We start from the raw sequence: 12,266 nt of genomic DNA, 5'->3' as shown, positions 1-12,266 counted from the left end.
CTCAGTAGACGAGCGCCTGCGCTCCCTCGGCCATCGTCTCCTCCACGAACACCGCCGCGCCGGCGATCCGGATTCCCGGGATGACGTCGTCGGTGCCGATGTCCCGGCGGGCCGCGCACTGGGTGCAGGCGGTCACCGTGCCGGTGGTGAGGATCACGTGCAGCAGCTCGGCCAGCGGCGCCGAGTGCGGCAACTCGAAATTCTGCGCCCGTCCGGGCAGCGCGAACCAGGTCGATTCGCCGGTCAACCAGAGCGAGACGTGCACACCAGCGGCAGCGGCGGTGGCCGCCACCGTGAACGCCTGGGCACAACGCTCGGGCGAATCGGCACCGGCGGTGGCCTTGACGACGAGAGAGCGGGCCATGGCGCCCAGCATAGGATGAGCCGGATGGTCACCGAGATCGGGTTCGTCAGCCTGCTGGTCGCCGGCCTGGGCGCGCTCGCCGGTGGCCTGATCTACCTGGCCGTCCGCATCTCAAGAGGCAAGTGAAGCGCGAGGAGTGAGCCGGTCTTGCGAGCCCCGCAGTCGTGAACAAAGGTGATGCTGTGAGTGACGACAATCCGTTGGCACCGCCGCCGTGGCTGAACGCGCCGCCGGTCGACCCGTACCCCTACGAGGAGAGCCACGACCTGCGGGTGGGGCCGAAGCTGCACCCGAGCCTGGACGGCCTGCTGCCGTACATCGGGGTGTGGCGGGGTCGGGGCCGGGGTGGTTTCCCCACCATCGAGGACTTCGACTTCGCCCAGGAGATCCGGATCAGCCACGACGGACGGCCGTTCCTGTCGTACGAGTCGCGGGCGTGGATCCTCGACGAGCAGTCCCGCCCGGTGCGCCCGGCGGGACGGGAGGTCGGCTGGTGGCGGCCGGTACTCGACGGTGACCGGGTCACCGACGAACTGGAGGCGCTGCTGACCGTCCCGACCGGGGTGATGGAGCTGCACATCGGTCGGCGCAAGGGCACCCAGATCGAGTTCGTGACCGACGCGGTGGTGCGTACCGCCACCGCCAAGGAGGTCACCGCCGGGCACCGGCTCTTCGGCATCGTCGAGGGCGCCCTGCTGTACGCGCAGGACATGGCCGCCGTGGGCCAGCCGCTGTCGCCGCACCTGTCCGCCCGGCTCATCCGGGTCGCCGGCTGACCCGACGATCAGGGCAGCGGAAAGCCGAGCAGGTCCCGCAGCGCGTGGGTACGCGGGCTGCGGGGCAGCGGCTCGCCGTCGAGGGTGTGTACCTCCACCAGACCGCGTACGGAAGAGGTGAGCCAGACGGCGTCGGCGTCGCGTAGCTCGGCCGGGGTGACCATGCGTTCGGCGGCGCGGCAGCCGACCTCGGCGGCATTGGCGAGCAGCCAGGCGACTGTGGTGCCGGGCAGGATGCCGGTGCGCGCGGCCGGCACCGTGCAGAGCGTGTCGCCGGTCGACCAGAGCACGTTGGCGGTCGGCCCTTCCAACACGTAGCCGTCGGAGGAGATCCAGAGCACGTCGTCCACCCCGGTTCGGGCGGCCCATCGGCGGGCCGCCGTGCTCGCCCCGTACGACGTCGACTTGATGCCGGCCGGCAGCCAGTCCAACTCGGGGCGGGCGTCGGCGGGTACCCCCAGGTGCAGCGTGGCCACCCGTACCCCGTCGTGTCGGGCCTGCCGGACCGCGGCCGGGACGGCGGCGAGGGTGGCGTACACCGTCGGTGGGCCGCCGCCCTCGGGCCCGCGGGTGCAGACCAGCCGCAAGGCGCCCTCGACCTCGGTCGGCCACCCGGCGGCGACGGTCTCCAGGAGTTCGACGAGCGCCGCGTCGTCGGGCAGGGTCAGCTCCACCGCCGCGGCACCGGCCCGCAGCCGGGCCAGGTGCGCCTCGCGCAGCCAGGGCCGCCCGTCCCGCAGGTGCATGGTCTCGAACAGCCCGTCGCCGCGCAGCACCCCGAGGTCGTCGCCGCGCAGCACCGGCTCGGTGACCGGTAGCAACCCCCGACCGAGTACGCCGATCCGTGTGACCTCCACAACTGGGCAGGATAGTGGGCAGTGGTCTCCGTCGAACGCTTCGGAGACGGCCGAACTATGATCGGAGGGTGTCCGAATCCTCCCTCGCGGAACTGCTCCGCTCCCGTGGCCTGCGGCTGACGGCGCAGCGGCAGCTGATCCTGCAAGCGGTGCTGGACCTGGGGCACGCCACGCCGGAGCAGGTGCACACGGCGGTGCGCGAAGTCGCCGCCGGGGTCAACATCACCACCATCTACCGCACGCTCGAACTGCTGGAACGGCTCGGCCTGGTCACCCACACCCACCTGTCGCACGGGTCGCCGACCTACCACGCCGCCGGTGAGCACCAGCACGTCCACCTGGTCTGCCGCGAGTGTGGCGCGATCGACGAGATGGACCCCGAGTTGATGCGCCCGCTGGCCGAGCAGTTGGCGCAGGAACGTGGCTTCCGGATGGACATCGGCCACGTCTCCTTCTTCGGCAACTGCGCACGGTGCGGGGACGGGAGTCCGGAATGATCGACATCGCGGGTGCGGTGGCCGTGGAGAGCATCGACGAGTCCAGCCGCGACCAGCCGGAGCCGGCGCACGCGGCGGCCGGGGTGCGCCCGGTGGCGGCCCACTACGGCGACCCGATGCGCGAGCAGCGCCTGCTCGACACCGAGGTCGGCCTGGTGGACCGATCCCACCGGGGCGTGATCGCGGTGCCGGGTGCGGACCGCATCTCCTGGCTGCACACCCTCACCACGCAACATCTGGCCGAGTTGGGCCCTTGGCAGGGCACCGAGTTGCTGGTGCTCTCGCCGAACGGGCACATCGAACAGCACGCCATGGTCGCCGAGGACGGCGACACCACCTGGCTGGACACCGAGCCGGGTGCGACCGAGGGCCTGCTGACCTACCTGGAGAAGATGCGGTTCTTCAGCCGGGTCGAGCCGCGTGACGTCACCGCCGATCAGGCGTTGCTGTCGCTGGTCGGGCCCCGGGTTGACGAAGCGCTGGCCCTGCTCGACGTGCCCACGTTGAACGCACCGGACGTCAGCGGCGTGCCGGGGCCCAAGTTCCGCTCCGGCGAGGTGCCGCCCCGGCCCACCGCCCGCTACGACGTCAAGCCCCTGCCGTCGGGCGGGTGGGCGCGACGCGGGCCGCTGGGCGTGGACCTGCTGGTGCCCCGGACCGCGATGGACCAGGTGGTCACCCGGCTGCGCGACGGCGGGGTCGGGGTCGCCGGGCTGTGGGCGTACGAGGCGGTGCGGGTGGCCGCCCGGCGGGCCCGGGTCGGTGCCGACACCGACCATCGCACCATCGCGGCCGAGGTCGACCTGATCGCCCCGGCCGTACACCTGGACAAGGGCTGTTACCGGGGGCAGGAGACGGTCGCCCGGGTGCACAACATGGGCCGCCCGCCGCGTCGGCTGGTCCTGCTGCACCTGGACGGGGTGACCACCGACCAGCTGCCGGTCGCCGGCACCCCGGTCGACCTCGCGGGGCGTACGGTCGGCTTCGTCGGCACCGCCGTGCACCACCACGAGCTGGGTCAGGTCGCGCTCGCGGTGATCAAGCGTTCGGTGCCCGACGACGCGGAGCTGCGCGTCGGCGAGAGCGCCGCCGCCATCGACCCCATGTAAGGAAGGGCACCTTATTAACGCCTCCGGTAGAGGCCGGGCCCCCTGTTAACACCAGTACCTTCAGCGGGCGTTCTAGGATCGCCGGCATGACAACAGGGACGTTGATCACGGTTGCCCCCACCGGCGCGGAGTCGGCCAAGACGGAGGTACCGGCGCTGCCGGTGACCCTGGACGAGCTGCTGCTCACCGCCAAGGAGTGCGAGGCGCTCGGCGCTTCGATCATCCACGTGCACATCCGCGACGACGACGCCCGACCCACCCTCGACCCGGGACGACTGCGGGCCACCGTGGCGGCGTTGCGGGAGAGCACCGACCTGATCGTGCAGCTCTCCACCGGCGGCGCGGTCACCGACCCGGAGGCCGACCGGCTCGCCGTACTGGACGCCGCCCCGGACATGGCCTCCTGCACGATGGGCACCGTCAACTTCGGTGACGACGTCTTCCTCAACCGGTGGGAGTTCATCGTCGGCCTGCACACCCGGATGCAGGAACGCGGCATCGTGCCGGAGTACGAGATCTTCGACCTCGGTCACCTGACCGCGTTGCGCCGCCTGCTCGACAAGTACGGCCTGCCGCACGGCGGTCACGTGCACGTGGACTTCGTGATGGGCGTACCCGGCGGGATGCCCGGCACCACGGCGGCCCTGGTCGCGGCCCAGCAGATGCTGCGTGATCTGCCCGAGGACACCACCTTCTCGGCGACCGGCATCGGGCGCAGCAGCATCCCGGTGATGCTGGCCTCGCTGTCGGCCGGCGGCCACCTGCGCGTCGGCATGGAGGACACCGTGACGTACGCCAAGGGCCGTCCGGTGGAGTCGAACATGCAACTGGTCGCCCGGGCGGTCGGCTTCGCCCAGCTCGCCCAGCGTCCGCCGCTGAACACCACCCAGGCCCGCGAACTGCTCGGCCTGTAAGGGCTGACCCACCCGGCGTTGCTGTACACCCGGAGGGGGAGTCCCTGCTCACCCCGACGTCGGTACGCCATCAACCGTCGGTACCGTCCACAGCGTGGGAATGACGTACGCGGGCGGGGTGCCGCTCGCCGAGGTGGTCCGGTCCGACTTCGTGGAGGGCGTGCACCGCGGCTCGGTCGTGGTGCTCGACGCCACGGGTGCCGTGCTCGACGCGGCCGGTGACGTGCGTGCGCCGATCTTCCCGCGCTCTTCCAACAAGCCGATGCAGGCGGTCGGCATGCTCCGGGCCGGGCTGCCGCTGACCGAACCCGCCGACCTGGCGTTGGTGGCGGCCAGCCACGCGGGGGAGGAGTTCCACCTGGCCCGGGTCGCCCGGCTGCTCGCCGATGCCGGGCTCGACGAGGAAGCGTTGCACTGCCCGCCGGACCTGCCCGTCGGCGAGCAGGCGCGGGAGGCGGTGCTGCGAGCCGGCGGCGGCCCCACCCGGATCCAGATGAACTGCTCCGGCAAGCACGCCGGGATGCTGCTGACCTGCCGATCCGCCGGCTGGCCGGTGGACGGTTACTGGCGGCCGGAGCACCCGTTGCAGCAGCGATTGCGCGACACGATCGAAGACCTCACCGGTGAGCAGGCGGCGGCGGTCGGCGTGGACGGGTGCGGCGCACCCGTGCTGGCGGTGTCGTTGACCGGGCTCGCCCGGGCGTACCTGCGGTTGGTGTCGGCCGAGACCGGAACCGTGGAGCGGACGGTGGCCGACGCGATGCGGGCGTACCCGGAGATCGTCGGCGGCACCGAGGCGGACGACACCCGGCTGATGCGCGGCGTACCGGGACTGCTGGCCAAGGTGGGCGCGGAGGGCGTGATCGCCGCGGCCGTGCCCGGTGTGGGTGCTCTCGCGCTGAAGATCGACGACGGCGCGGGCCGGGCCCGGATGCCCGTGGTGACCTCCGCGCTCCGCCGACTCGCGATCGACGCCCCGGTGCTGGCCGAGTTCGCCGAGATCCCCCTCTTCGGCGGCGGCCTCCCCGTAGGCACCACCCGCCCCCTCTGGTAACCCAACCCCCTCCTTCCCCACTCCTCCGCGCCCCGCCCGCGGCGCTGTTGTCGGCGCGCCCTGTTGCCCGCGATCTTGCACTTTTGGTCGCTGATTCGCGTTGTTTGTGGCGTTTGCCCCGGCAGGAAGTGCAAGATCGCGGGTGCGGGTGCGGGTGCGGGTGCGGGTGCGGGTGCGGGTGCGGGTGCGGGTCGAGATCGGGGTGGGGGGTTGGAGGGGGTTTGGGGTGGGTGGAGTGAGGCTGCTAACTGTGGCTAGCGGATTGCTTGCTGGTGCTAGCGGGGCGAGCTAGCGTTGAGTCATGGCCACTTCCAAGGACCTTCCCGACGTCGGCGGGTTCATTCGTGACCTGCGGCGAAACGCGAAAATCTCGTTGCGGCAGCTTGCCGAGCAGGCCGGGGTCAGCAATCCCTACCTGAGCCAGATCGAGCGAGGGCTGCGCCGACCAAGTGCCGAGGTGCTCCAGCAACTCGCCAGCGCGCTGCGGGTCTCGACGCCGGCGATGTATCTGCGGGCCGGCCTGCTCGATGACAAGGAAGGCCAAGGCGTGCTGGCCGCCATCGCGGTCGATCCGGACCTGACGATGGCGCAGAAGCAGTCCCTCACCCAGATCTACGAGACCTTCCGCCGGGAGAACGCCCGGCTCGCCGAGGCCACCGCTGCCGCGGCCGATGCTGCCCCGGGTGGACCGGCCACCGCCACCCCGGACGGAACCGCCACCACCGGGTCCGCCCCGGTCGGCCCCGTCGACGGTACGGACACCAGCGGCGAGGAGATTGTGCCGATCACCGCGCCCGACGTGGCCAACCTGGCCGCGACCGGCCCCACCACCCCTGAGGGCGCCCCCACCGAGGCCGTCCTTGAATCGGTCGCCGTGACCGAGGCGGGTCCCGCTCCGGCACCGGCCCGCCCCCCTGCCAAGAAGGCCGCCCGCAAGGTGGTCCGCAAGGCCGCCGTCGCGGCCGAAGAGGAGAAGTCGTGACTCAGCCGAAGACGAACCGTATCCCCGCTCCGATCTACGCTGCCGCCGGTGCCGGTGACCTCGCCCTGGAGCAGCTGCGCAAACTGCCCACGGTGGTCGCCGAGCTGCGCGAACGGGTCGCCAGTGACGGCAGCCGGGTCGCCAACGACCTCGGTGGCAAGGCCGTCGTGGCCGGGTTCGAGCTGCGCCAGAAGGCCAACGAGAAGCTGCGCAACGCCAACCTGACCGCCGAGTCGCTGCGGCGCAACGCCGACCTCAACCGCCTGCGCGAGGCCGCCGATCTCAAGCGCCTGCGTGAGGCCGCCGATCTGGACCGGCTGCGTGAGGTCGCCGACTTCAACCGTCTTCGGGAGGCGGCCGACCTGGATCGGCTGCGGGAGAGCGCCGACTTCAACCGTCTGCGTGAGGCGGCCGATCTGGACCGGCTGCGTGGCCTGGCGGCCCGTAACGCTGCCGTGGTCGTCGCCGGTGCCCATGCCGCGCAGGAGCGCGCGATGGCCGTCTACAGCAAGCTGGTGACCCGGGGCGAGCGGGCGGTCGGCACCGGCGTGCTGGAGGCCGCTGACACGGTCAACGCCGACATCGAGGCCACCCAGGCCAGCGTCCAGGCCGCGCCCGCCACCACCGAGGCCGCCGCGACGACCGAGATGGCCACCACGACCGAGGCCGCCGCGACGACCGAGGTAACCGCGACGACCAAGGCAGCGGCCACGACCGAGGCCGCGGCCACGACCGAGCTGGCCGCGACGAAGAAGCCGGCTGCGACGAAGAAGCCGGCCGCGACGAAGAAGGCGGCTGCCGGTGTCGAGTCGGCCGAGGTGCCGAGCCCGGCCGAGGTGGCCGAGATCGCACAGGCCAAGCCGGCCGCTGCCAAGAAGGCCACCCGCGCCAAGGCGACGACCCGGCAGCCGGCCGCCAAGCGGACGGCAACCCCGTCGGCGAAGCTGCCCGGAGCCACCAAGCGGACCCGTCCGGCCGCCGAGTGACCACCTGCCGGCGACCCCGGTGACCGTCCTGTCGGACGGATCCGGGGTCGTCGGCATAAGCTTGCCGTCATGGCCTACGCCGCGCCGATCTTCGCCTTCGATGTTCGCCTCGTGATCGACCTGATCCTGTTCGTGTTCGCACTGATCGTGCAGGGGGTCGCGCTCGTGCACGCCATCACGCAGCGCTCCGACGCCTTCCCCGCCATCGGCACTCTGCCCAAGGGCGGCTGGATCGCGATTCTCGCGGTCACTCTCCTGCTGACTCTGCTCACCCAGACCACGCTCAGCATCTTCGGGCTGATCGGCATCGCGGCGGCCCTGATCTACCTGCTCGACGTCCGGGTCGGCCTACGCGAACTGGGTGACAACAGAGGATCGTGGTGAGGGCGTTCCGCTGGCCACCTCCACCTGACGGCGGGCCTCGCACCTGGGGGCCCGGCCCGGGTGGGCCACGCAGCGGACGACCGGCGCTACCCGAGCCGGACACCGAGCTGGTCGCCACGCCGCACGGCGTACGGCTGGAAAGGCTGGTCACCGGCACCGGTGATCCGGTGACCGTGTTCGCGCACGGGCTGGGCAACGGCATCGCCGTCACCCGCCCCTTCGGCAGCGGCGTCACCGGCCGCAAGGTCTTCTTCCAGTTCCGTGGACACGGTCGCTCGGACGCGCCGGAAGGTCTGTGGAGCTATCTCGACCTGTCCCGGGATCTGCGGGCGGTCGCCGATCTGTCCGGTGCGACCCGGGCGTTCGGTGCCAGTCTCGGCGCGGGTGCGCTGTGTCGGCTGCTCGTCGAGAGCCCGGAACGCTTCGAGCGGCTCGTCTTCTTCCTGCCTGCGGCGCTCGACAAGCCGCGGCCGCCGGTCGCCCGGACCCGGCTGCTCGAACTGCTGTCCGCGGTGGAGAGTGGGGACGCCTCGGCGGTGGCCGAGGTGGTCGCGGCGGAGATGCCACCGGCGGTACGCAACACGCCGGCCGGATGGGCGTACCTGCGGCAGCGGCTCGATCACCTGCTGCGCGACGGTCTCGCCGCAGGCCTGGCCGATCTGCCCGGGCAGGCACCCGTCACCGATGCCGGGGCGCTCGGCGCGGTCACCGCTCCGGCGCTGATCATCGCCTGCGAGGGCGACGACCTACATCCCGTGGAGGTCGCCGAGCAGCTTGCCGCCGCGCTGCCCCAGGCGACCCTGCACCGGTACGCCCGCCCCGGGGTGCTCTGGACGGAACGCGCCGACGTACGGGCCCGGATCTCCGACTTCCTCAACGGGTAGCCTGCCCTGTCATGGGCGTCACACACCATGGCCGTACGCACCGGCTCGATCTTGCTGATCCCAGCCTGCGCGAGTGGCAGTGCACGGTGCTGCACAGCGACCCCGAGCAGGGCATCGTGCTCGACCGCTCGGCGTTCTACCCGGGTGGCGGTGGGCAGCCGCCGGATCACGGCGTACTGCTCTGGCAGGGGGTGCAGACCCGGATCGTGGGCACCCGCAAGGCCGACGACCTGTGGTTGATCCCCGCCGAGGGGGACCCGTTGCCGCCGACGGGCACCACCGTCACCGGTGCGGTGGAGGATGATCGGCGCACCCGGCTGATGCGTACCCATTCGGGGTTGCACGTGCTCTGTGGGGTGGTGTTCCGCGACTTCGGTGCCCTGGTCACCGGCGGCAACATGGAACCCGGCGAGGCCAGGATGGACTTCAACCTGCCCGAGGTGCCGTCGGACTTCAAGAGCCGGATCGAGGAGCTGGTCAACGCGGAGGTGGCCGCCGACCGCGCGGTCGCCACCCGGGTGCTGCCGCGCGTGGAGGCGCTGGCCCTGCCGGACATCATCCGTACCCAGTCGAATCTGATCCCGCCCGACGAGGCGGAGGTCCGCATCGTCGACATCGTCGGGTTGGACGTGCAGGCCGACGGGGGTACGCACGTCGCCTCCACCGCCCAGATCGGCAAGGTGCGGGTGGTCAAGGTGGAGAGTAAGGGCCGGGCCAACCGTCGGGTCCGCATCCGCCTGGCCGACTGACCCGGGCCGGACCGACCCGGCAGGTGTGCCCGGTCAGCGGGGCAGGTGGGCGGCGCGGACGTCGAGCAGCCAGCGCTCCACCGGCTTCTCGTCCGGCCGGTCGGGCAGTGGCGTCCGGATCCGGTCGAAGTCGAGTTCGGCCTCGGCGAGCAGGGTGCGCGCCTCGTCCAGCGCGCCCTCGGCGACCCGGTTCCCGAAGCCGCGGAACCACTCCGGGTCGGCGAGCCGGATCTCCAAGATCCCGGTGGCGTAGAGCAGTCGGCCCTGGTGCACCAGCCGGGCCAGGTGTCGGGCGTGCTTCGCGGTGCGCCGCCGGGTCTCCGACGAGAAGGTCCCGTCGCCCCGGGACTCCAGCTTGCGGAACTGCTGGGCGGCGTAGCCGAGGTAGGCCTCGCGGACCCGGGGTGCGCTGAGGAACGCCGACCGGATGCCGATCAGTCGCTCGCCGAACTCGGTACGGGTCTCGTAGCAGTCGTCGGGGAGCCAGGCCAGCTCACTGGCGGTCGGATTGCCGCTCAGCGCCAGCCGGCACCACTTGCGGGCCTCGTGCAGCGTGGTGTCCGGGTCGGTGGTGACCACCGACTCGCGCGGCGGGTGCAGACCGTGGAAGGCGACAGTGGGCGCGGCGAAGACGCCGATCCGGTCGACGTCCGAGCCCGGCCCCGCCAGCCCGTACGCCACCGAGCCGACGATGCCGGAGAGCAGCAGGTGCATGCGGGGAGCATGACGGATCACCGGTCGTCTGCGAAACCTGACATCGGTTGTCACGTTTCGCTGGCAGCGTGGCAACCATGACGAAACCGCTTACCGCAACGGTGGCGCTGGTGGCCGGGGCGACCCGGGGCGCCGGCCGACAGATCGCCGTGCAACTGGGTGCCGCAGGCGCCACCGTCTACGCGACCGGCCGCAGCAGCCGGGCCGGCCGCTCCGAGCTGGACCGGCCGGAGACCATCGAGGAGACCGCCGAACTGGTGACCGCCGCCGGTGGCACCGGCATCGCCGTCCGGGTGGACCACCTCGTGCCCGACCAGGTACGCGACCTCATCGCGCGTATCGACGCCGAACAGGGCCGACTCGACGTGCTGGTCAACGACGTGTGGGGTGCCGACCCACTGATCACCTGGGAGAAGCCGGTCTGGGAGCAGCCGCTGGACGCCGGTTTCCGTACGCTGCGGCTCGCGGTGGACACCCACATCATCACCAGCCACTTCGCGATGCCGCTGCTGATCCGCCGCCCGGGCGGCCTGGTGGTGGAGATCGGCGACGGCACGCGGGCGTACAACGAGCAGAACTACCGCCTGTCGGTCTTCTACGACCTGGCCAAGACCTCGGTGAACCGGCTCGCCTTCAGTTGGGCGCACGAACTCAAGCCGTACGGCGGCACCGCCGTCGCGCTCAGTCCCGGCTGGCTGCGCTCCGAGGCGATGCTGGAGCACTTCGGCGTCACCGAGGCCAACTGGCGCGACGGCGCGGCCAAGGACCCGCACTTCCTCATCTCGGAAACCCCGGCGTTCGTCGGCCGGGCGGTCGCCGCCCTGGCCGCCGACCCCGACCGTGCCCGGTGGAGCGGGCACTCCGTCTCCGCCGGCGACCTGGCCAAGGTGTACGGCTTCACCGACGTCGACGGCAGCCAGCCGGACGCGTACCGCTACATCACCGAGGTGGTCGACGCCGGCAAACCGGCCGACGTCACCGGCTACCGCTGACCGAACACTCGGAGAGGGTCAGCGGGCGTCGGGCGCGGTGTAGAGGGCGGCGGCGCGGGCCGTCGCCTCGGCCAGCCGGGCGCGTAGGTCGGGCGGGTCGAGCACCTCCACCTCCGGGCCCAGCCCGAGCAGTTGGGTGTACGCCACGTCGACGGACTCGACGGGCAGCCGGGTGGTGACCCAGCCCTGCTCGTCGGGCTCGTCGGCGGCGGCGACCGCCTCGGCGTACCCGAACGGGATGTCGCTGCGGTGCTTGAGCTGGCGCAGGCCGGCGGGGCTCAGCCGGATCCGCACCTCGGCCCGCAGCATGCCGCGCAGGAACGCCTCCGCCTGCGCGTGCCAGTACGCCGGCAGGTCGAAGTCCGGCTCCCGGTCGAAGGTCTCCTCGTGCGGCTCGACGTCGACGATCCGGTCCACCCGGTAGGTGCGCAGGTCCGCGTCGACCCGGCCGACGAGATACCAGATGCCGCTCTTGAGGACCAGACCGTACGGGTGGACCCGCCGGGTCACCTCCCGATCGCCACGCCGGTAGTGCAGGGTCACCACCCGGTCCCGCCAGACCGCGCCGGCCAGGTCGGCCAGCCACGGCGGTGGGGCGTGCTGCGCGTACCAGCCGGGCACGTCCAGGTGAAACCGTTGCCCGGTACGGTTCGGTGCGTCACGCAGACTCGGCGGCAGCGCGGCGAGGACCTTCAGCTCGGCTGCGGCGACCGCGTCGGCCAACCCCATGTCCCCGGCCGGTCCGGGCAGCCCGGCGAGGAAGAGCGCCTCCGCCTCGTCCCGGGTCATCCCGGTCAGCCGGGTCCGGTAGCCGCCGAGCAGCCGGTAACCCCCGGCCCGACCCCGGTCGGCGTAGACCGGCACCCCGGCGGCGGAGAGCGCCAGGACATCCCGGTACACCGTCCGCTCGGAGACCTCCAGCTCCCGGGCCAGTTCCGCCGCCGTCATCGCCTCCCGCGCCTGCAACAGCAGCAGCAACGAGATCAGCCGCGCCGCCCGCACGG

16 protein-coding genes are annotated in these 12,266 nt (G+C 72.0%); 12 read left to right on the top strand and 4 right to left on the bottom strand.

Annotated features, from left to right (window positions below; genetic code table 11):
* Position 1: 1 nt before the first annotated feature.
* Positions 2 to 376, bottom strand: coding sequence for a DsrE family protein (locus JMF97_RS20470; RefSeq protein WP_203223009.1), 375 nt, complete (start codon positions 374 to 376; stop codon positions 2 to 4).
* A gap of 12 nt (positions 377 to 388) precedes the next feature.
* On the opposite strand from JMF97_RS20470, the gene mtfM reads away from it, so the two are divergent.
* A complete protein-coding gene (gene mtfM, locus JMF97_RS31805) occupies positions 389 to 490 on the top strand; it encodes a small membrane protein MtfM (RefSeq protein WP_013736135.1) in 102 nt (33 codons plus the stop codon).
* 56 nt (positions 491 to 546) lie between these two features.
* The gene (locus JMF97_RS20465) at positions 547 to 1,140 is read left to right on the top strand and encodes a heme-binding beta-barrel domain-containing protein (protein ID WP_013736134.1); all 594 of its coding nucleotides are present in this window, start codon (positions 547 to 549) and stop codon (positions 1,138 to 1,140) included.
* Between the two features lie 8 nt (positions 1,141 to 1,148).
* On the opposite strand, the gene JMF97_RS20460 is transcribed toward JMF97_RS20465, so the two are convergent.
* Complete coding sequence (locus tag JMF97_RS20460) at positions 1,149 to 1,997, bottom strand: aminotransferase class IV (RefSeq protein WP_203223008.1); 849 nt, start codon at positions 1,995 to 1,997, stop codon at positions 1,149 to 1,151.
* 68 nt (positions 1,998 to 2,065) lie between these two features.
* Between JMF97_RS20460 and JMF97_RS20455 the strand changes: the two genes are divergently transcribed.
* The 9 genes from JMF97_RS20455 (at position 2,066) to JMF97_RS20415 (ending at position 9,556) form a co-directional block, all read left to right on the top strand.
* The gene (locus tag JMF97_RS20455; protein WP_203223007.1) at positions 2,066 to 2,494 is read left to right on the top strand and encodes a Fur family transcriptional regulator; all 429 of its coding nucleotides are present in this window, start codon (positions 2,066 to 2,068) and stop codon (positions 2,492 to 2,494) included.
* A complete protein-coding gene (ygfZ, locus tag JMF97_RS20450) occupies positions 2,491 to 3,603 on the top strand; it encodes a CAF17-like 4Fe-4S cluster assembly/insertion protein YgfZ (protein ID WP_203223006.1) in 1,113 nt (370 codons plus the stop codon). The genes JMF97_RS20455 and ygfZ overlap by 4 nt, the downstream gene beginning before the upstream one ends.
* A gap of 86 nt (positions 3,604 to 3,689) precedes the next feature.
* Positions 3,690 to 4,517, top strand: coding sequence for a beta-keto acid cleavage family enzyme (locus JMF97_RS20445; protein ID WP_203223005.1), 828 nt, complete (start codon positions 3,690 to 3,692; stop codon positions 4,515 to 4,517).
* Between the two features lie 100 nt (positions 4,518 to 4,617).
* A complete protein-coding gene (locus JMF97_RS20440) occupies positions 4,618 to 5,571 on the top strand; it encodes an asparaginase (protein WP_238359815.1) in 954 nt (317 codons plus the stop codon).
* Positions 5,572 to 5,872: 301 nt separating this feature from the next.
* Positions 5,873 to 6,553: a helix-turn-helix domain-containing protein gene (locus JMF97_RS20435; RefSeq protein WP_203223003.1), complete on the top strand. Its 681-nt coding sequence runs from the start codon at positions 5,873 to 5,875 to the stop codon at positions 6,551 to 6,553.
* Positions 6,550 to 7,539 carry a hypothetical protein gene (locus JMF97_RS20430; RefSeq protein WP_203223002.1) on the top strand — a complete coding sequence of 330 codons (990 nt, stop codon included), beginning with the start codon at positions 6,550 to 6,552 and terminating at the stop codon, positions 7,537 to 7,539. Before JMF97_RS20435 ends, JMF97_RS20430 begins: the two co-directional genes overlap by 4 nt.
* Positions 7,540 to 7,608: 69 nt before the next feature.
* Complete coding sequence (locus JMF97_RS20425; protein ID WP_013736126.1) at positions 7,609 to 7,923, top strand: DUF2516 family protein; 315 nt, start codon at positions 7,609 to 7,611, stop codon at positions 7,921 to 7,923.
* Complete coding sequence (locus JMF97_RS20420) at positions 7,920 to 8,807, top strand: alpha/beta fold hydrolase (RefSeq protein ID WP_203223001.1); 888 nt, start codon at positions 7,920 to 7,922, stop codon at positions 8,805 to 8,807. The genes JMF97_RS20425 and JMF97_RS20420 overlap by 4 nt, the downstream gene beginning before the upstream one ends.
* Before the next feature lie 11 nt (positions 8,808 to 8,818).
* Positions 8,819 to 9,556 carry an alanyl-tRNA editing protein gene (locus tag JMF97_RS20415; RefSeq protein WP_203223000.1) on the top strand — a complete coding sequence of 246 codons (738 nt, stop codon included), beginning with the start codon at positions 8,819 to 8,821 and terminating at the stop codon, positions 9,554 to 9,556.
* A gap of 33 nt (positions 9,557 to 9,589) precedes the next feature.
* Here the strand turns inward: JMF97_RS20415 and JMF97_RS20410 are convergent, their stop codons facing one another.
* Positions 9,590 to 10,270: a nucleotidyltransferase domain-containing protein gene (locus JMF97_RS20410; RefSeq protein ID WP_013736123.1), complete on the bottom strand. Its 681-nt coding sequence runs from the start codon at positions 10,268 to 10,270 to the stop codon at positions 9,590 to 9,592.
* A 77-nt stretch (positions 10,271 to 10,347) separates the two neighbouring features.
* On the opposite strand from JMF97_RS20410, the gene JMF97_RS20405 reads away from it, so the two are divergent.
* Positions 10,348 to 11,262, top strand: a complete 915-nt coding sequence (locus JMF97_RS20405) for an SDR family oxidoreductase (protein ID WP_203222999.1) — start codon at positions 10,348 to 10,350, stop codon at positions 11,260 to 11,262.
* Positions 11,263 to 11,280: 18 nt separating this feature from the next.
* Here the strand turns inward: JMF97_RS20405 and JMF97_RS20400 are convergent, their stop codons facing one another.
* A complete protein-coding gene (locus JMF97_RS20400; protein ID WP_203222998.1) occupies positions 11,281 to 12,264 on the bottom strand; it encodes a helix-turn-helix transcriptional regulator in 984 nt (327 codons plus the stop codon).
* Between the last annotated feature and the right edge of the window lie 2 nt (positions 12,265 to 12,266).

The organism is Micromonospora fiedleri, assembly GCF_016774385.1.
GTDB lineage: Bacteria > Actinomycetota > Actinomycetes > Mycobacteriales > Micromonosporaceae > Micromonospora > Micromonospora gifhornensis.
Note: the sequence above shows the minus strand (reverse complement) of the source record. Positions and strands in the feature narration are given on the sequence as shown.